The organism is Vibrio sp. YT-18 (assembly GCF_033337345.1).
GTDB lineage: Bacteria > Pseudomonadota > Gammaproteobacteria > Enterobacterales > Vibrionaceae > Vibrio > Vibrio alginolyticus.
Genome location: NZ_JAWOQO010000004.1, coordinates 250,149 through 268,693, shown reverse-complemented (window position 1 = coordinate 268,693; position 18,545 = coordinate 250,149). Strand labels below are relative to the sequence as shown.

Annotated in this window: 17 protein-coding genes; 14 read left to right on the top strand and 3 right to left on the bottom strand. The window is 44.7% G+C overall.

Annotated features, from left to right (window positions below):
- The first annotated feature begins 49 nt into the window (after positions 1–49).
- From ubiE to tatC, 6 genes are all read left to right on the top strand, one after another.
- Positions 50–829 carry a bifunctional demethylmenaquinone methyltransferase/2-methoxy-6-polyprenyl-1,4-benzoquinol methylase UbiE gene (gene ubiE, locus R7M72_RS08090; protein WP_005379210.1) on the top strand — a complete coding sequence of 260 codons (780 nt, stop codon included), beginning with the start codon at positions 50–52 and terminating at the stop codon, positions 827–829.
- A gap of 11 nt (positions 830–840) precedes the next feature.
- Positions 841–1,476: an SCP2 domain-containing protein gene (locus tag R7M72_RS08085; protein WP_005379213.1), complete on the top strand. Its 636-nt coding sequence runs from the start codon at positions 841–843 to the stop codon at positions 1,474–1,476.
- Positions 1,473–3,107: a ubiquinone biosynthesis regulatory protein kinase UbiB gene (ubiB, locus tag R7M72_RS08080; RefSeq protein WP_262600256.1), complete on the top strand. Its 1,635-nt coding sequence runs from the start codon at positions 1,473–1,475 to the stop codon at positions 3,105–3,107. The genes R7M72_RS08085 and ubiB overlap by 4 nt, the downstream gene beginning before the upstream one ends.
- 52 nt (positions 3,108–3,159) lie before the next feature.
- The gene (gene tatA, locus R7M72_RS08075) at positions 3,160–3,405 is read left to right on the top strand and encodes a Sec-independent protein translocase subunit TatA (RefSeq protein ID WP_005382958.1); all 246 of its coding nucleotides are present in this window, start codon (positions 3,160–3,162) and stop codon (positions 3,403–3,405) included.
- Positions 3,406–3,408: 3 nt separating this feature from the next.
- Positions 3,409–3,807, top strand: a complete 399-nt coding sequence (gene tatB / locus R7M72_RS08070) for a Sec-independent protein translocase protein TatB (RefSeq protein ID WP_017635021.1) — start codon at positions 3,409–3,411, stop codon at positions 3,805–3,807.
- Between the two features lie 68 nt (positions 3,808–3,875).
- Positions 3,876–4,628, top strand: a complete 753-nt coding sequence (gene tatC / locus R7M72_RS08065) for a twin-arginine translocase subunit TatC (RefSeq protein ID WP_005379234.1) — start codon at positions 3,876–3,878, stop codon at positions 4,626–4,628.
- Between the two features lie 459 nt (positions 4,629–5,087).
- Here tatC and R7M72_RS08060 read toward each other — a convergent pair whose 3' ends face one another.
- On the bottom strand, positions 5,088–5,849 hold the full coding sequence (locus tag R7M72_RS08060; protein ID WP_005379240.1) for a TatD family hydrolase: 762 nt from the start codon (positions 5,847–5,849) through the stop codon (positions 5,088–5,090).
- A gap of 184 nt (positions 5,850–6,033) precedes the next feature.
- Between R7M72_RS08060 and hemB the strand changes: the two genes are divergently transcribed.
- The 3 genes from hemB to polA all read left to right on the top strand — a co-directional run bounded on the left by hemB (position 6,034) and on the right by polA (position 11,063).
- A complete protein-coding gene (gene hemB, locus R7M72_RS08055) occupies positions 6,034–7,095 on the top strand; it encodes a porphobilinogen synthase (RefSeq protein ID WP_031777176.1) in 1,062 nt (353 codons plus the stop codon).
- A gap of 127 nt (positions 7,096–7,222) precedes the next feature.
- Positions 7,223–7,657, top strand: coding sequence for a GNAT family N-acetyltransferase (locus R7M72_RS08050; protein ID WP_005379245.1), 435 nt, complete (start codon positions 7,223–7,225; stop codon positions 7,655–7,657).
- 619 nt (positions 7,658–8,276) lie between these two features.
- Positions 8,277–11,063 carry a DNA polymerase I gene (gene polA / locus R7M72_RS08045; protein WP_053307273.1) on the top strand — a complete coding sequence of 929 codons (2,787 nt, stop codon included), beginning with the start codon at positions 8,277–8,279 and terminating at the stop codon, positions 11,061–11,063.
- A gap of 747 nt (positions 11,064–11,810) precedes the next feature.
- On the opposite strand, the gene yihA is transcribed toward polA, so the two are convergent.
- Positions 11,811–12,470 (bottom strand): ribosome biogenesis GTP-binding protein YihA/YsxC, encoded by a 660-nt coding sequence (gene yihA / locus R7M72_RS08040; RefSeq protein ID WP_031779017.1) that lies wholly within the window; start codon positions 12,468–12,470, stop codon positions 11,811–11,813.
- A gap of 159 nt (positions 12,471–12,629) precedes the next feature.
- Here yihA and R7M72_RS08035 point away from each other — a divergent pair, with 159 nt between their 5' ends.
- From R7M72_RS08035 to hemN, 5 genes are all read left to right on the top strand, one after another.
- Positions 12,630–13,247 (top strand): c-type cytochrome, encoded by a 618-nt coding sequence (locus tag R7M72_RS08035; RefSeq protein WP_005379248.1) that lies wholly within the window; start codon positions 12,630–12,632, stop codon positions 13,245–13,247.
- Between the two features lie 839 nt (positions 13,248–14,086).
- Positions 14,087–14,725 carry a class I SAM-dependent methyltransferase gene (locus R7M72_RS08030; protein ID WP_005379250.1) on the top strand — a complete coding sequence of 213 codons (639 nt, stop codon included), beginning with the start codon at positions 14,087–14,089 and terminating at the stop codon, positions 14,723–14,725.
- Entirely contained in the window at positions 14,725–15,267 is a 543-nt protein-coding gene (gene yihI / locus R7M72_RS08025; protein ID WP_005379252.1) for a Der GTPase-activating protein YihI, read from the top strand. The genes R7M72_RS08030 and yihI overlap by 1 nt, the downstream gene beginning before the upstream one ends.
- Positions 15,268–15,274: 7 nt before the next feature.
- Positions 15,275–15,763 carry a DUF2489 domain-containing protein gene (locus tag R7M72_RS08020; protein WP_005379254.1) on the top strand — a complete coding sequence of 163 codons (489 nt, stop codon included), beginning with the start codon at positions 15,275–15,277 and terminating at the stop codon, positions 15,761–15,763.
- A 184-nt stretch (positions 15,764–15,947) separates the two neighbouring features.
- Positions 15,948–17,339: an oxygen-independent coproporphyrinogen III oxidase gene (gene hemN, locus R7M72_RS08015; RefSeq protein WP_213905866.1), complete on the top strand. Its 1,392-nt coding sequence runs from the start codon at positions 15,948–15,950 to the stop codon at positions 17,337–17,339.
- Between the two features lie 69 nt (positions 17,340–17,408).
- Here the strand turns inward: hemN and add are convergent, their stop codons facing one another.
- On the bottom strand, positions 17,409–18,413 hold the full coding sequence (gene add / locus R7M72_RS08010) for an adenosine deaminase (protein ID WP_318056124.1): 1,005 nt from the start codon (positions 18,411–18,413) through the stop codon (positions 17,409–17,411).
- Positions 18,414–18,545: the final 132 nt, after the last annotated feature.

Sequence of the window (18,545 nt, the reverse complement as noted above, 5' to 3'; positions counted from 1 at the left end):
TTGTCAACAAACGCCCCGTAGAGGAAAGCGCTGCCTAAGAGGAATTAGAATGACGGACACAAGTTTGCAATCCAATACAGCGTTAGAGAATGAAACCACTCACTTTGGTTTCTCTACAGTGGCAAAAGACGAAAAAGTGACTAAGGTTGCCGAAGTATTCCACTCCGTGGCAACAAAATACGACATCATGAATGACCTGATGTCAGGTGGTATTCACCGCCTTTGGAAGCGCTTCACTATCGATTGTAGTGGCGCTCGCCCTGGCCAACGTATTCTTGACCTAGGTGGTGGTACGGGGGATTTGACGGCGAAATTCTCGCGCATTGTTGGCGATGAAGGCCATGTCATCCTTGCCGATATCAATAACTCAATGCTTAACGTTGGTCGCGATAAACTGCGTGATAACGGTATTGTGGGTAACGTGCATTACGTTCAAGCCAACGCAGAAGAACTGCCGTTCCCAGATGATTATTTTGATGTCATCACCATCAGTTTTTGTTTGCGTAATGTGACTGACAAAGACAAAGCGCTTCGTTCAATGTTCCGCGTACTGAAGCCAGGCGGCCGTCTATTGGTGTTGGAATTTTCAAAACCAGTGCTAGAGCCGTTATCGAAAGTATACGACGCATATTCATTCCACTTGTTGCCGAGAATCGGTGAGCTAGTTGCGAATGACTCAGAGAGTTACCGCTACCTAGCGGAGTCAATCCGTATGCATCCAGACCAAGAAACGCTGGAAGGCATGATGCAAGACGCAGGTTTTGAAAACACCAAATACTACAACTTAACTGGTGGTATTGTGGCTTTGCATCGCGGTTATAAATTCTAAGGGTTAACGGCATGCCATTTGAACCACTTATCACCGCTGTGATTGAAACGTCACTGAATACACTGATCAAAGACGACCCAGCATTGGGCCGTCGTTTAGCGCGTCTAAAAGGTCAAGTTATTCAAGTTCACCTGAAAGAGATCAATAAAACACTGACATTCGTTTTTAGTCAGCAAATTGATGTGCTTGGTCATTACGAAGGGCAGCCTAACTGCTATCTATCGCTCAACTTGAGTGTGTTACCAGAGCTGCGCGATCAGGCCAACATCACTCGTCTTATTAAACAAGATAAACTTGAACTCGAAGGCGATATTCAATTGGCGCAGAAATTCTCTCAGTTGATGGTGGATTGCAAACCAGATGTTGAAGAGTGGTTGTCTCGCGTGACTGGCGATGTCGCCGCACATACCTTTGTGCAAGGTTCAAAAAACATCGGCAACTTTCTTGCGTCTCAAGCAGAAAAACACCAGCGTCATCTTGCGCAAGTAGTGACTGAAGAATGGAAACTGGCTCCCGCTCCGTTAGAAGTGGCCTATTTCTGCGACCAAGTTGATGAGGTTCGCAGCCAGGCTTCTCGCATTGAAGCTCGTTTAACGGCTTTGCTGAATAAGCTGGATGCAGATAAGCCTGCATTGGAGAAACCATGACGCCAGCAGAACTAAAGCGCTTATACCACATCGCCAAAGTACAACTGGAATACGGCTTAGATGAGCTGCTTCCCGATCACCAACTGACCAAAGCTCCGCTTTTACTGCGCAAAAGCTTGTTTTGGATTAAGAACAAGCACCCAGAAAAACCACTCGGTGAACGTCTGCGTTTAGCACTGCAAGAGCTGGGGCCGGTTTGGATTAAGTTCGGTCAGATGATGTCGACGCGCCGTGACTTATTTCCTCCGCATATCGCTGATCCCCTAGCTTTACTTCAAGACCAAGTCGCTCCTTTTGATGGCGAGTTGGCAAAAAAGCAGATGGAGCAAGCATTAGGTGGTCCGTTAGAAAAATGGTTTACCGAGTTTGATATCAAACCACTGGCGTCTGCGTCGATTGCTCAGGTACATACTGCGCGCATAAAAGACACTAACCAAGAAGTGGTATTAAAGGTTATCCGCCCAGATATTCGCCCAGTCATTGATTCAGATCTAAAACTGATGCACCGAATGGCGCGTATAGTCGCCGGAGCGATGCCTGAAGCACGTCGTTTAAAACCAGTTGAAGTCGTGCGTGAGTACGAGAAAACCCTGCTTGATGAACTCGACTTGCGACGTGAGGCGGCGAATGCCATTCAGTTGCGCCGCAACTTTGAGGGCAGCGAAGAATTGTATGTTCCTGAAGTTTTTCCCGACTTCAGTAATGAAACTGTCATGGTTTCTGAGCGAATATATGGCATTCAAGTCTCTGATATTGAAGGCTTGAAAGCAAATGGCACCAATATGAAATTGCTCGCGGAACGCGGTGTGAGTGTGTTCTTCACTCAGGTGTTCCGAGACAGCTTTTTCCATGCCGATATGCATCCGGGTAATGTGTTCGTCAAACCCGAACATCTAGAGAACCCAATGTGGATAGGGATAGATTGCGGAATCGTTGGTACACTTAATAGCGAAGACAAGCGTTATCTGGCGGAAAACTTCCTGGCGTTTTTCAATCGTGACTACCGCCGAGTGGCGGAGTTACATGTGGATTCAGGGTGGGTGCCTGCGGATACCAATGTCGATGAGTTTGAGTTCGCGATTCGCATTGTGTGTGAGCCTATTTTTGCTAAGCCATTGTGCGAAATCTCCTTTGGTCATGTGTTGTTGAATTTGTTCAACACGGCACGTCGATTCAATATGGAGGTTCAGCCACAGCTTGTACTGTTGCAAAAAACGCTGTTGTACGTGGAAGGGCTTGGTAGGCAGCTATATCCTCAACTTGATTTGTGGGAGACCGCAAAACCATTCCTGGAGGAATGGATGATGAATCAAGTTGGGCCGCAAGCTCTAGTGAATGCGATTAAAGACCGCGCACCATTTTGGGCAGAGAAATTACCTGAACTGCCAGAGCTACTTTACGATAGCCTGAAACAAGGTAAAGCGATGAATCAACGTATGGATCAGCTTTATCAAGGGTATCGCCAGAGCAAGCGCCAGCAGGCGACAGGAAAGTTTTTGTTTGGCGTTGGCGCGACTTTAGTCGTATGCTCGGCAATATTGGTGAACGATGCTTTTGAGCAGCTTTCGTTGGCCTGCGGTATCGCAGGTGTCACATTTTGGCTGCTTAGTTGGCGAGCTTATCGTCAATAGACGTTAAACTCTTGAAATATTTTTGTTTGTTTAAAGACCCGAGGTAAAGAGAATGGGTGGTATCAGTGTTTGGCAACTTCTAATCATTGCTGTAATTGTTGTATTGCTATTCGGAACAAAGAAACTACGCGGTATCGGTGGCGATCTGGGTGGTGCCGTTAAGGGCTTCAAAAAAGCGATGAGCGAAGATGAACCTGCGAAAAATGACAAAGACGCAGACTTCGAACCAAAAAGTCTAGAAGAGCAGCAGAAAAAAGAAGCTGCTCCTGAAACGAAAAAAGACAAAGAGCAGGCGTAAAACGTGTTTGATATCGGTTTTTGGGAACTGGTATTAATATCTGTTGTTGGTCTGGTCGTTCTTGGGCCGGAGCGTTTGCCTCATGCTATTCGCAGCGTGTCTCGCTTTATCGGTGCCGCTAAGAGTATGGCAAATAGCGTCAAAGACGAATTGTCACACGAGCTGAAAGTCCAAGAGCTGCAAGAAAACTTGCGCAAAGCAGAACAAATGGGGATGGATGATTTGTCCCCTGAGTTGAAATCTTCAGTTGAAGAGTTGAAGAAGGCAGCGCAATCTGTAAATCGTCCTTACGCAAAGAACACCGATTCAGAGGCTGAGCCTGTAAAAACAGAGCCAGCAGTCGAAGAGGCCGTGAAAGCGCAAGAGAGCAAGGTTACAGCGGCAGATAAGAAAGCCGAATAGTCTCATTAGGAGGAGCTACTAGTGATTGGTAGCTCCTTTTTGATCTGGTTTTTAATAAGAGGTTTGCCATGTCTACCGTCGAGCAGACACAACCTTTAATTAGTCATTTGTTGGAGCTTCGCAACCGACTACTGCGCTCAATCCTCGCAGTGTTGGTCGTGTTTGTCGGACTAATTTATTTCTCTAACCACATTTACGAGTTTGTTTCCGCACCTTTAGTAGAACGTCTACCTGAAGGCGCGACCATGATTGCTACGGATGTAGCGTCACCTTTTTTTACGCCACTTAAGCTGACGTTAATTGCTTCGGTATTTATTGCGGTGCCGTTTATTTTGTATCAAGTTTGGGCCTTTGTAGCGCCAGGTTTGTACAAGCATGAACGTCGATTGATCATGCCACTGCTGTTTTCTAGTTCGCTATTGTTCTACTGTGGAGTGGCATTTGCCTACTTCGTGGTATTTCCATTGGTGTTTGGCTTCTTTACCGCCATCTCTCTTGGTGGAGTAGAGTTTGCAACTGATATCTCGAGTTATCTCGACTTTGTGCTGGCGCTATTTATGGCGTTTGGTATCGCATTTGAGGTGCCTGTTGCGATTATTTTGTTGTGTTGGACTGGGGCCACTACACCAGAAGATTTAAGACAGAAACGTCCTTATATTATAGTGGCTGCGTTTGTCGTAGGTATGGTGTTAACGCCACCAGACATGATCTCGCAAACCTTACTCGCTATTCCGATGTGTTTACTGTTTGAAGTCGGTTTGTTCTTCGCGCGTTTTTATACTCGTCGAAGCGAAGAAGTAGAAGCGGAAACCGAAGAATAAGGCTAATCTAGATGTGAAAAGCGGCTCAATTGAGCCGCTTTTTTTTGCGGTTGGTTTTTTCTTGGGCTAATTACTTAACTTTCATGACGTAACCACATTTTGTGCATACGTATACTTCCTTGATGCCCAGCAGCTTTTGAAAAAAACTGCGCGGTACGCGTTGTAAGTAAGCACCATGTGTACACACTTCAACTTCCATATTCATGCTGTTTTACATTTGTGCTAATTAATGGGCGTAAATCAGTATAGAAAAATAATGTGTCGAGTTGTCGACAGTTTTGCAAAGCGGACGAAGTAAAGTGACGATATGAGAAGTAAGTAGAGTTGCTAGTTAATTATTATGTTTATCAATAATTTTGTATGGATTGTTCTACTATTTCAACGGGTTGAATCGTTCATTCAATAGTTTAGGTGATAAAAAAGCGACGTTGATTTCGTCGCTTTTTCAATTCTCGTGAATTAAATATTAAACAGCTTTTTGGCATTCTCAGTCGTTATGGCATCGATGGTTGCGATGTCGACATCACGCAAGTCGGCAACACGTTGTGCAACGAGAGAAGTGTAGGCTGGTTCATTACGTTTACCACGGTGTGGCACCGGCGCTAAATATGGACAGTCGGTTTCTAAAATGACCCACTGCATATCCAAATGTGGAATGACTTTATCCATCCCGCCATTCTTAAAGGTTGATACGCCACCCAAGCCTAAGTGGAAGCCTAGCTCATTGATTGCTTGTGCTTCTTCTAAGCTGCCTCCAAAACAGTGGAATACACCACGCAGACGACCATCTTGCTCTTGTCGTAGCAAAGTGAGTGTTTCTTCAATCGAATCACGAGTGTGGATAACGACCGGTAAATCCATCTCTTTTGCCCAGTTAAGTTGAGCTACGAACGCCATTTCTTGCTCAGCACGATAGGTTTTGTCCCAATACAGGTCGATACCGATTTCGCCCACCGCAATAAACTTGTGTTTCTCAAACCAGCCGCGGATGATCTCCAACGTTTGCTCAACGTTGTTATCCACATAGCAAGGGTGCAGCCCCATCATTGAGTGGCATACGTCAGGATATGCCGCTTCGGTTTTTAGCATGGGCTCAATTGAGTCCAGATCGATGTTTGGCAACAGGATTTTATTAATGCCTTGCGTTAAGGCGCGTTGTACTACTTCATCGCGGTCGTTATCAAATTCGCTAGCATAGATGTGCGCGTGGGTATCGATCATCGTTACTCTCTGTGCTTCATGGTTGGTTTCGTATTCGAAGTATACTTGAGTGTGAGTGCTGGGTCATTTTCAGTTTTTTTCATTACCTTTTTCCAGATTGTCACTCGCAACATGCATCAAGAGTGATATGATTTTGTTCACCAGATGATTTGATCATCATAACCGTCCAGACAAGGAGAAAATGGTGTCTGTATCAATTCAAGGTCCATTCCCTGCACGCCGCATGCGTCGTTTACGTAAGCACGATTTTAGTCGTCGTTTGATGGCTGAGAACCAACTTTCTGTTAATGATCTGATTTACCCAATGTTCATTCTTATGGGTAAAGATCGTCGTGAGAGCGTGGAGTCCATGCCGGGTGTAGAGCGTTTGTCGATTGATTTAATGCTAGAAGAAGCACAATACCTTGCAAATCTAGGCGTTCCAGCAATCGCGCTTTTCCCTGTCGTAAACCAAGACGCTAAAAGCTTATGTGCTACTGAAGCCTACAACCCAGAAGGTTTGGTTCAGCGAGCAGTACGAGCACTTAAAGAACACATTCCTCAAATTGGTGTAATCACAGACGTGGCACTCGACCCATTCACGACACATGGCCAAGACGGCATCATCGATGAAGATGGCTACGTAATGAATGATGAAACCACAGAAGTATTGGTTAAGCAGGCTTTGTCTCATGCAGAAGCGGGTGCTGACGTAGTCGCGCCTTCAGACATGATGGATGGCCGAATTGGTAAGATCCGCGAAGCATTAGAAAACGCGGGCTACATTCATACTCAAATCATGGCTTACTCGGCTAAGTACGCATCGAACTACTACGGACCATTCCGTGATGCGGTTGGCTCTTCTTCAAATCTAAAAGGCGGCAACAAGAAAAACTACCAAATGGACCCAGCAAACATTGATGAAGCGATTCACGAAGTGGCGCTAGACATCAATGAAGGTGCGGACATGGTGATGGTTAAACCTGGTATGCCATACTTAGATGTAGTTCGCCGAGTAAAAACTGAACTTCAAGTACCGACATTTGCTTATCAAGTCTCTGGCGAGTACGCGATGCATAAAGCGGCGATCATGAATGGCTGGCTCAAAGAGCGTGAAATTGTGATGGAATCACTATTGTGCTTCAAACGTGCAGGTGCAGATGGCATCTTAACATACTTTGCGAAAGACGTTGCTGAGTGGTTGGCAGAAGAGAATGCACAAACTGCTCAACACCTAAATCGTACTCCGGAAGCGACAGAAGAGTAATTATCGCTCAGTGAGAAATACCAGACCAACAAGAGTTGTTCGTCTGTATATACCCAAGTAACCTCAGGCGGATTACAACAGTAACAATCCAAGGTGCTTGGGTATTTTTATTTTGGAGAAGAGAATAATGACAATGCTGATTCGTGAAGGCACATTGGAAGAAGCACTTCAAGTTGTGGCGCGTGTTACCGAGTTTTCGAAAGGAGAAACGGTAGACTCCATGACTCAACGTTTAGAAGAGAAAAACAGTTTAATCCTCGTTGCAGAAAAAAATGGCACGATTGTCGGCTTCAAAATAGGTTACGAATTAGAGGATGGTGTTTTCTATAGCTGGTTAGGTGGTGTTGTCCCTGAAGCTCGAAATGAAGGCGTGGCACAACTGCTTTTGGAAGCTCAAGAGGATTGGGTGGCAGAACAAGGCTACAACACATTAAAAGTGAAATCTCGAAACCAGTTTCCGGCTATGCTTCGCTTGTTATTGAGAAATGGCTATATAATTGAAAAGTTTGAAGAAAAAGTAAATCTTCGAGAATCTCGAGTGCATTTCATTAAAGCAATGTGAAAATAAATGAGATTTTTTCTCATTTAACTGTTGACTACGAAATGAGAATCATTATTATTAAACCTGTCTTAGGGAATGAGGAAAGTTCACAAGGACGTTGAGTGACTTATTAACAGAAGTTAATTAACTGAAAGTTGAGAAGTGATGAAACATTTTTCCGAGAACTTGCACGAATTCTTTTTGACACGACATTGCTCACATTGCTTCCAGTGTAATTTATAGCTTCTTGGTTAAGCTGCTCTATTTACAGAATTTGCTTTACCACTTCTGCTAGGCGACCCCATTCGGGTCGCTTTTTTCTTTTCTACGATTTCTATTTGACGTCACTATTAATATCTTTTCCACATGCGATGATCATTTTAGGATCGTTGATCTTCTCGCCGTTATGCGAATTTGTTGTTATTAATCAATGGTTTGGGTTGGTGTTTTCTTGTGTTTTTTGTTATTGGATAACCAGTGGATAATTTCTATAAACAGAGTTATCCACAGGAAGTGGTGTTTTCGTGAATAAAGTCGGAAAAATTTACGCGACCTAGATCGAGCGAACAAGATAGATTCAGATCAGCAGTCATGGCATCCTAGGCAGATCTCTCAAGTACTGAATTGGATACAGACAATTATGGCAAGTATTCCTGAAAATCCGTTGATCCTTATCGACGGCTCTTCTTACCTATATCGCGCTTTTCACGCCTACCCGGGCACCATGAGCAATGGTGAAATTCCAACTAATGCCGTTTACGGCGTCGTGAACATGTTACGCAGCATGATGCGTCAGTTTGCGTCTGAGCGCATCGCGGTGGTTTTCGATGCAAAGGGAAAAACCTTTCGTGATGATATGTATGCAGAATACAAAGCGAATCGTCCGCCAATGCCGGATGACCTGCGTTGTCAAATTGAACCATTACACAATGTTATTCGTGCAATGGGTTTGCCGCTGATCTGTGTTCCTGGCGTCGAGGCGGATGACGTCATCGGTACGTTAGCATACCAAGCATCACAAAAGGGCATGCCTGTATTGATCAGTACTGGTGATAAAGACATGGCGCAGCTAGTGGATGATAACATTACTTTGATCAACACCATGACAAACGTCGTAATGGATCGTGAAGGTGTGGTTGAAAAGTTTGGCATTCCACCTGAGTTGATCATCGACTACTTAGCACTGATGGGCGATAAAGTAGATAACATTCCTGGTGTACCGGGTGTCGGTGATAAAACGGCGACCGCACTACTGCAAGGTATTGGTGGTCTGACGAAGTTGTATGAAAACCTCGATGATATTGCAGGGCTTGGTTTCCGTGGTTCTAAAACCATGGCGAAAAAGCTCATCGACAACAAAGAAAATGCCATGCTTTCGTATGAGCTCGCGACCATCAAATTGGATGTTGAGCTTGAGGAAACGCCAGAATCATTGCTGAAAGCGGAACCAAATAAAGACGAATTAGTGAAGCTGTATGGCCAACTGACGTTTAAATCTTGGTTGAATGAACTACTTGAAGGCGGTTCTGGATCAGTGGAGGCCGTAGAGCTTGCAGGATCTTCACAAGCTTCTTCTTCTCAAGCCGAGATGGAAACTTCTGCGGTAACAATCGATCGCAGCCAATATGAAACAATTCTGGATAAAGAAACCTTCAATGCTTGGCTAGATAAACTTCAAACGGCTGAGCTGTTTGCATTTGATACGGAGACCGATAACCTAGATTACATGCTAGCGAATCTAGTTGGTTTGTCATTCGCTGTCGATGAAGGTATTGCGGCTTATGTGCCAGTTGCACATGACTATTTAGATGCGCCTGAACAGCTTGATCGTGATTGGGTACTAGAACAGCTGAAGCCAATTCTTGAAGATGCAACGAAAGCAAAAGTCGGTCAAAACTTAAAGTATGATGCGTCTGTACTCGCTCGTTACGACATTGAGCTAAAAGGTATCAAGCACGACACGATGTTGGAATCGTATATCTACAACAGTGTCGGCGGTAAACACGATATGGACAGCTTGGCGCTTCGCTTCCTACAGCACAGCTGCATTTCTTTTGAGCAAATTGCAGGTAAAGGCAAAAATCAGCTTACGTTTAACCAAATCGAACTGGAACAAGCATCGCCATACGCGGCAGAAGATGCGGATGTGACCCTTCGTCTGCACAATCGCTTGTTTGCTAATATCGAGCAGGATGAAAGCCTGAAGACAGTTTACGAAGAGATTGAAATGCCGTTGGTGCCAGTTCTTTCGCGCATTGAACGCACTGGGGTCTTTATCGATGAAATGAAGCTGAGTGCGCAGTCGGTCGAGATTACCGCTCGCCTTGATGAGCTTGAAAAGAAAGCGTACGAAATTGCAGAGCAAGAGTTTAACATGAACTCGCCAAAGCAATTACAAGCCATCCTATTTGAAAAAATGGGTTTACCGGTTGTGAAGAAAACGCCATCAGGCACACCATCGACGAATGAAGAAGTTCTGCAAGAACTCGCGCTAGACTACCCACTACCAAAACTGATTTTGGAATACCGTGGTCTGGCGAAGCTAAAATCAACTTACACGGACAAACTGCCGAAGATGATCAACCCATCAACGGGTCGTGTGCATACTTCTTACCACCAAGCAGTGACCGCAACGGGTCGTCTATCTTCTACTGATCCGAACTTACAGAATATTCCAATTCGTAACGAAGCCGGCCGTCGTATTCGTCAAGCGTTTGTCGCGCCATCAGGGCATAAAATCTTAGCGGTCGACTACTCGCAAATCGAACTTCGCATCATGGCGCACCTTTCTGGCGACCAAGCTTTATTGGATGCATTCCGTGATGGCAAAGATATCCACGCGGCAACCGCAGCAGAAATCATGGGTGTTTCTATTGAGGACGTTTCAAGTGAGCAACGTCGTCGTGCGAAAGCGGTTAATTTCGGTCTTATTTACGGCATGAGTGCGTTTGGTTTGGCGAAGCAATTAGGCATTCCTCGTGGTGAGGCTCAAGCGTACATGGATACATACTTTGAACGTTACCCAGGCGTGATGCAGTACATGGAAGACACACGCAGCACGGCAGCAGATAAAGGGTATGTTGAAACGATTTTTGGTCGACGTTTGCATTTACCAGAAATCAAATCGCGCAACGGGATGCGTCGTAAAGCTGCTGAACGTGCGGCAATCAACGCACCAATGCAAGGTACGGCTGCGGACATCATTAAGAAAGCGATGCTGTTGGTTGATCAGTGGATTCAGGAAGAAGGCAATGGTCGTGTGAAGTTATTAATGCAAGTACACGATGAATTGGTCTTTGAAGTTGAAGAGTCATCATTGTCCGAAATTGAAAGTAAAGTACAGAAATTGATGGAATCTGCAGCAGAGCTAAAAGTACCGTTGGTTGCAGAAGCAGGTCACGGTGATAACTGGGATCAAGCTCATTAGTCACTTTTAGACCAAAATAACCAATTAATTATGAGCCAGCGCACAAACGCTGGCTTTTTTTTGAGATTAAAAAAGCTAGCGCAAAGTTAACTTTGATGTTGCTTAATAAAAGTTTCATGAAAAAAAACTACAAAAATTCTTTGCAATTCTGACCAATTGTTGTACATTAATACTCGTAGGGTACAGAGGTAAGATGTTCTATCTTTCAGACCTTTTGTTTCACGTTATTGGATTAGGCTGATTCAGCCGCCCCAGTCAGTTTTTGACTGGGGCGTTTTTTATTGGGCGAAAGAAAATAATTCCTTTGGATCAGTAGCTTAAAGTAAGCCTTCAAAAACCTTCTTTTTTGACCTTTCTAAGTCACTGCAAAATCTCGATTTTTCCTTCAAATTTATTGCGTTATTCATCCTGTAAATTTACGCCAGTCACACTATTATTTTTTCTTGAAGGAAACTAAGTTACATCTTTTTGAAGCTTTGCTTGGCTTAACTGTCTGAATTGTAACGCTATTGGGTGTTTTTCGAGTGAATGTTTGGTGATGCACAGGAAACAAGAGCGCTTTTTAACCTATTGAAATCGAATCTCAGTTCAGCAATGCTTCGTCACATAACAATAATTACCAATTTTTCTCTCCCGTTATCCCTGCCAGGAAGGCGGGGATTTTTATTGCCTGTTATTTAGTTCAGATAAACAAAAGCCCCACCAAATGGTAGGGCCGTGTCGAAGAAATTTAACAAATATTGTTAATTATTCTTCATCGCTCGCAGGTGTCTCTTGTTCGTCTTCTTCTATCAGGTGCGCTAGTGCTGGTGCAAACCAGATATCCAGTTTTGCACGTAGCTGATCGACACCTAATCCTTTCAGTGAAGAGAACACATCAACAGAAACGTCACCACCGAAAGTTTCTACTTGCTTACGAACTTTCAGTAGAGTTTGTTTGCGTGCACCACTTTTTAGTTTATCTGCTTTGGTTAGCAAAACTTGCACAGGAATGTGGCTATCGATGGCCCAGAAAATCATTTGTTGGTCGAGATCTTTCATTGGATGACGAATGTCCATTAGAACTACTAAGCCTTTTAGGCACTCGCGTTTCTGTAGGTATTCACCCAAAGATTTCTGCCATTTGTTTTTCATCTCTACCGGTACTTGAGCAAAACCGTATCCAGGCAGATCGACAATGTGACAACCTTCTTCTACTTTGAAAAGGTTGATTAATTGCGTACGACCAGGTGTCTTTGATGTCTTGGCTAAGCTTTTTTGATTAGTTAGACGGTTAAGTGCACTCGATTTACCAGCGTTTGAGCGTCCTGCAAACGCAATTTCGACACCTTCGTCTTCCGGCAGGTGACGAATATCGGGTGCGCTGGTGATGAAATGCGTATTTTGGTAATGAATTTTTACGCTCACTGTTAACTCCATCTCGACTTTGTGTAGTCGATTGATTACTTTTTTGTGAAAATGTGTAAAATAACCGTGCTCGGCATAAGGTCGCCTATTGTACCATGAGTGTACGCGGTATGTTCACATTCCGTGGTACTGGAAGCTTGATAATTATAATGGAATGTCATGAAGAAATTAGCGCTAATTTTGAGTCTTTTAGCCAGTTGCTCAGTATGGGCCCAAGGTAATATTGAGGCTGGTAAAGCAAAATCACAAACCTGTGTCGCCTGTCACGGAGCAGATGGCAACAGTGCAATAACAACGTACCCGAAACTCGCAGGCCAACACGCTAAGTATCTTGAGAAGCAGTTAAAAGAACTTAAGCTAGGCATGACAAGTGGTGGTAAACAAGGTCGTTACGATCCTGTAATGAGTGGTATGGCAATGCCACTGAGCGATGAAGATATCGCAGACCTATCTGCTTACTACGCTTCGCTACCAGTTTCAGAAAACTCAACACCTGAAGATGTAGTAGCAAAAGGCAAAACGCTTTATACCGCTGGTGATGCCGAGCGTGGCCTAACCGCATGTATTGCATGTCATGGTCCTCGTGGCAATGGTACTGAGCTTTCAGGTTTCCCGAAAATTTCTGGTCAGCATGCTGACTACATCAAAGCTCAGCTAGAAAAATTCCGTGATGGCGACCGTGGCAATGATATGAATGCCATGATGCGCGACATCGCGAAGAAAATGACAGACGAAGATATCGAAGTGCTGTCTAAATACGTTGGCGGTCTGCACTAATATACCTAAATCGCTCAAGATCCTGCATCTTGAGCTGGTTGGGTAGATGTCCCTACATCGTTCGAGCAACTTGTACAAAAATGCCCTAGTGAATCCACTAGGGCATTTTTGTTCGTGACAGATATCACAGTCGAGTTTGGATACGAAAGCGATAGTTGGCTCGGCAGTTTGTGAGACATTTGCCATACTTGATGTTGGCTTTTTCTTGTTAGTGTTTTTAAGTTTTTGATTAAATGATAATTTTGATTTTTTAGAAAAATAGGCGGATTATTTTTTCAACCCATTACTTGTGAGCATAACGGGATGGCGTAAAGTAGAAGTCGTTCACAGGGAGTGAATGTAAGGATTTAAGACCACGGTTTAGGTCTCCAAGGATGTAGCTCGGATGCTTGGTGATTTAGAAAGGGATTTAGATAGGTAGGGAGCCTATCAGATAAGGATGGTCATCTCGTCTGACGGTTAAGACAGTGAAACGGATCAGGCACAGGAAGTTGCTCAGTAGACAGGAAGTAAACGGATAGCCAAAACTCATCAGGAAGATGAAAAACAACTCTTTTTGGCAGGGAAAGCTCTAAAAACAAAGGGATCATTGGTGCACGAAATGTGTGCAACACAGTTTCGCCAATTGATGGCACTTAGAAAGCGACAGTCTGACTGTCGCTTTTTTTATATCCGTTGACTTGCTCAGTCGTAACTTGAATTGAGATTACAGCACTTACTTTAGCTTTATAGGTTGTAAACAAAGTTTTTTAACAAAAATTGCTGAAAAAATACTCAACAACACTCCAATCCGAGTTCACTTTCTGGTATGTTTCGCATCCCTGTTTGAGGAAGTCAGCATGCATACCTGTCCTTTATGCCAAAATCAGCGCACTCACCATTATTTTGAAGATAAGCGTCGTGAATATCTTCAATGTGAGCAGTGCAGCTTGGTATTCGTAAATCCAGACCAACGTTTGGATGCGGAAAGCGAAAAAGCTCACTATGATTTGCATGAGAACAACCCCGATGATTTGGGTTACCGACGCTTTTTGTCGCGTATTGCTGACCCGATCACAGAGCGAATTTCTCCACAATCAAATGGTATCGACTTTGGTTGTGGTCCTGGTCCAACGCTCTCCTTGATGCTGGAAGAGGCGGGGCACAACATGGCGTTGTACGATCTCTACTACCACCCTGATACGTCGGTTTTAGAAAAAACGTACGACTTCATGACAGCAACAGAGGTGATAGAGCACCTCTACCACCCAGATTTGGTGTGGAAGCAATGGTTGAATTTAGTTAAGCCAGGGGGCTGGATAGGCCTGATGACGAAAATGGTCATCGACGTGGAGGCTTTCAAATCATGGCATTATAAGAACGATCTCACTCACGTAGTGTTCTTTAGTCGTGACACGTTCCAGTTCCTAGCAGAGCGGGATAAGCTCGAACTCGAATTTATTGGTAATGATGTAATTTTACTGAGGAAACCCCAGTAATGAGCCGTAGTAAAAAATCTAGAAAACCGGGTGCCGCTGGTGCACCTGAGTTTGTTGTAACTCGTAACCGTACAGAATCTGATGTGGAAGGCCGCTTACGCAAGCGTGCTAAAAAGCGTAAAGGTCTGAAAACGGGTAACCGTAACTCAGAAGTTAACGAGCAGAAAAAGCAAGCTGCTGCACAAAATCGCGACCCGCGCTTAGGCAGCAAAAAGAAAATACCTCTGATTGTTGAACCTGCGAAGAAAATGACGAAGCAAGAGCGTCGTTTGTCGGCAGAGCAAGAACTAGAGATGCTAGAAAATGACGCGCAATTGAACGTGTTGCTAGACCGTATTGAAGCGGGTGAAAACCTGGGCACAGGTCTACAGAAATTCGTCGATGAGAAACTCGATCGCATTGAGAAGCTAATGGACCAACTAGGCTTGTTGGAACCTGAAGAAGAGGAAGACTTCACTGCACCTGCTGAGAAAAGCACGCGCAACGATGATGACTTGCTGGCAGATTTCGACGACATTAATTTCGACGACTATAAAGGATAATTAAGCTATGAATGTAACCTTATTAGCTATTGCTGGTGTTGTGATTATCATCGCACTCGCTTCTTATGCAGGTTACCTTCTGCTTCAATTGAAAAAGCAAAAGGAATTGCAGCTGAAGCATCAAAAATTGGCGATAGACAAACGTAACGCCAACATTTTTGAGAATGTGCATACCTTGTGTCAGGCGGGCATTCAAGGCCAGTGCGATTTATCTGAAATCAGTATCCGTGTGTATAACATCATGGATTATGTACAAGGTGAAGACCGCGTTGATTTCGATAAAACGTACCCTGCGATTTCTGAGCTTTACCACATCGTGAAAGATATGGCGCGTGGCGAAGAACGCCAACAACTTGCCAAGAAAGAGCGTATGCAACAGAACTTGACGCGTCATAAAGCGGAAAGCCGCCTCACTGATGCGATTATTGAGGAGCTCAAAGTGTTGCAGAAAAACGTCCAGCCACTGAATAATCAAATCAATATTCAGATGATTTAAGCGCGACCTCCAATAGTCTCCTTATGGCTAATGGGGGTATCGTGATCACGCTAGCACTTCTTTAGTTTTATACTTAAAAAGCCAGTCGGCGTTGCCACGCTTGTCATCGTCGTATGGCAAAATAGCGGCTCTGAATATCGGGTGACGGCTTTCGTTGCCCTAGCATTTAACGGAAAGTACCACCATGTCGAATCAACACACTGAATCGAAACAGCAAATCGTCTGGGATCAAGCGGTATTGGATAAGTACAACTATTCCGGGCCTCGTTATACGTCGTACCCAACGGCGCTGGAGTTTCATGAAGCGTTCACCATTTCTGATTATGATATGGCATGCACTCAATACCCAGAACGCCCATTATCGCTGTACGTACACATTCCGTTCTGTCACAAGCTTTGTTACTACTGTGGATGTAATAAAGTCATTACACGCCACTCGCACAAAGCGGATGAATACCTCGACGTGCTTGAACACGAAATTCGTCAACGTGCTGCATTACTTGTTGGTCGCACTGTGACGCAATTGCATTTTGGTGGTGGTACACCGACGTTTCTCTCTGAAAAGCAAATCACGCGTGTAATGAGCCTGCTACGCCAAGAGTTTACTTTTAGTAGCGATGCTGAAATCAGTATCGAGGTTGACCCGCGTGAAATCGAGCTGACCATGCTGGATCATCTGCGTAGTGAAGGCTTCAATCGCTTGAGCATCGGTGTGCAGGACTTCAACAAAGAAGTGCAAAAACTGGTGAATCGTGAGCAAGATGAAGAGTTCATCGTTGCGATGGTTGCGCGCGCAAAAGAGTTAGGCTTTCGTTCGACGAACCTAGATTTGATTTACGGTTTACCGAAGCAGACCAAAGAATCTTTTGCCAAGACTCTAGAACAAGTGCTAGAGATGCAGCCGGCCCGTCTATCCGTGTTTAACTACGCGCACATGCCACAGCTATTTGCAGCGCAGCGTAAGATTAAAGACGAAGACCTGCCAAAAGCAGAGGAGAAGATGGCGATTCTGCAAGACACCATCGCGACACTGACTGGTGCTGGCTACCAATTTATCGGTATGGACCACTTTGCTTTGCCGGACGATGAACTTGCTGTTGCCCAGCGCGAAGGTATTTTGCATCGCAATTTCCAAGGCTACACCACACAAGGTGAATGTGACTTGGTTGGCTTTGGTGTTTCTGCAATCTCGATGATCGGCGATGCTTACGCGCAAAACCAGAAAGAGCTGAAGAAATACTACGCTCAAGTCAACGAACTTCGTCACGCTCTATGGAAAGGGGTCTCTCTGGACTCCGATGATTTGCTCCGTCGTGAAGTGATTAAGCAGCTGATTTGTAACTTCAAGTTAGACAAGAAAGCCATTGAGTCTGAGTTTAAAGTGAAGTTTGATCAGTACTTTAAAGAAGACTTACAGCTACTTCAGACCTTCATCAACGATGAGCTGGTGGAAGTGGATGACAATGAAATTCGTGTGACGCTGCGAGGTCGTTTGCTGATCCGTAATATTTGTATGAGCTTCGATAAGTACCTGCGAGCAAAGGCACGTCAGCAACAATTCTCTCGTGTTATTTAATCAGAGATACAGATTCAAGATATAAAAAATGCCAGCAGATGCTGGCATTTTTTTATGTTTTCGCTGGATTTAAGCGCGATCTTTTACTTTTTCTCTCAGTTCCGATTTTTCTGCTTCTGAAAGGAACGCAATCTCAAGGCCATTGATTTGCGCTTGGCGAATCTGGTCTTGGCTCAGGCCAGCGGCTGGTGCCGCTACTTCGTATTCGTATGGCAGTTCGATGCCTTCAATCGCTGGATCGTCAGTGTTCAAACACGCAAGAACGCCATGCTCTAGGAACTGCTTGAGAGGGTGGTTTTCTAGCGTTTCTACCGTACTTGTTTGGTAGTTTGACGTCAGGCAAGATTCAATACCAATGCGGTTTTCTGCTAGGTAATCCATCAGTTTTGGATCGTGAATCGCTTTTACGCCGTGACCGATACGAGTTGCGCCCAGCTCATTGATTGCTTGCCACATGCTCTCTGCACCTGCTGCTTCACCAGCATGGACCGTTACCCCAAGGCCAGCATCGCGTACTTGCTTGAAGTGAGACACAAAGCGATCACCCGGTTGGCCTAGCTCGTCACCCGCAAGGTCGACGGCAACGATGTGATCTTTCTGGCTCAGAATGCCGTCCAGTTCTTCTTGACATGCGTCAGTACCAAATGTACGACTCATGATACCGATCAGGTTGGCTTTCACGCCAAAATCGCGCATACCCGCTTGCACACCGTCCACGACGGCTTCAACAACCCCCGCTACTGGTAGCTTGTGTTTCATCGCCATGTAGTAAGGAGAGAAACGCAGCTCAGCGTAATCGATTTGTGCATTTAGCGCGTCTTCTACGTTTTCGTATGCGACACGACGACACGCATCTAGATCGCCCAGTACCGCAACACCCCAGTCGAGCTTAGAAAGGAAAGCAACAAGAGAGGGTTCCGCTTCGACAATTTGAACGTGAGGAGTGAGAGACTCAATATCGTACGCTGGTAGGGCAATGCCAAACTTTTGGCCTAGCTCAAGAATCGTTTTAGTACGAATGTTACCGTCGAGGTGACGGTGCAAATCAGTTAGAGGAAGGTTCTTCGTTATCATTTTGTCGATCCGGATAGTTATGAACTGGAACAGGGCCCAAACATCATCTGTGACAATACATGGGTAAGATTTGCAGTTAAGTATAAATAACAGTTGGGTAGATTGTCAGTAGAGGATGACTAGGAAATCAAC

Bases quoted from the DNA above. Each gene is read 5' to 3' on its own strand.
- R7M72_RS08050 (WP_005379245.1), top strand. From the start codon at position 7,223: ATGACAATGCTGATTCGTGAAGGCACATTGGAAGAAGCACTTCAAGTT.
- tatA (WP_005382958.1), top strand. From the start codon at position 3,160: ATGGGTGGTATCAGTGTTTGGCAACTTCTAATCATTGCTGTAATTGTT.
- add (WP_318056124.1), bottom strand. From the start codon at position 18,413: ATGATAACGAAGAACCTTCCTCTAACTGATTTGCACCGTCACCTCGAC.
- polA (WP_053307273.1), top strand. From the start codon at position 8,277: ATGGCAAGTATTCCTGAAAATCCGTTGATCCTTATCGACGGCTCTTCT.
- R7M72_RS08085 (WP_005379213.1), top strand. From the start codon at position 841: ATGCCATTTGAACCACTTATCACCGCTGTGATTGAAACGTCACTGAAT.
- yihI (WP_005379252.1), top strand. From the start codon at position 14,725: ATGAGCCGTAGTAAAAAATCTAGAAAACCGGGTGCCGCTGGTGCACCT.
- tatC (WP_005379234.1), top strand. From the start codon at position 3,876: ATGTCTACCGTCGAGCAGACACAACCTTTAATTAGTCATTTGTTGGAG.
- ubiB (WP_262600256.1), top strand. From the start codon at position 1,473: ATGACGCCAGCAGAACTAAAGCGCTTATACCACATCGCCAAAGTACAA.
- ubiE (WP_005379210.1), top strand. From the start codon at position 50: ATGACGGACACAAGTTTGCAATCCAATACAGCGTTAGAGAATGAAACC.
- R7M72_RS08020 (WP_005379254.1), top strand. From the start codon at position 15,275: ATGAATGTAACCTTATTAGCTATTGCTGGTGTTGTGATTATCATCGCA.
- R7M72_RS08030 (WP_005379250.1), top strand. From the start codon at position 14,087: ATGCATACCTGTCCTTTATGCCAAAATCAGCGCACTCACCATTATTTT.
- R7M72_RS08060 (WP_005379240.1), bottom strand. From the start codon at position 5,849: ATGATCGATACCCACGCGCACATCTATGCTAGCGAATTTGATAACGAC.
- R7M72_RS08035 (WP_005379248.1), top strand. From the start codon at position 12,630: ATGAAGAAATTAGCGCTAATTTTGAGTCTTTTAGCCAGTTGCTCAGTA.
- hemN (WP_213905866.1), top strand. From the start codon at position 15,948: ATGTCGAATCAACACACTGAATCGAAACAGCAAATCGTCTGGGATCAA.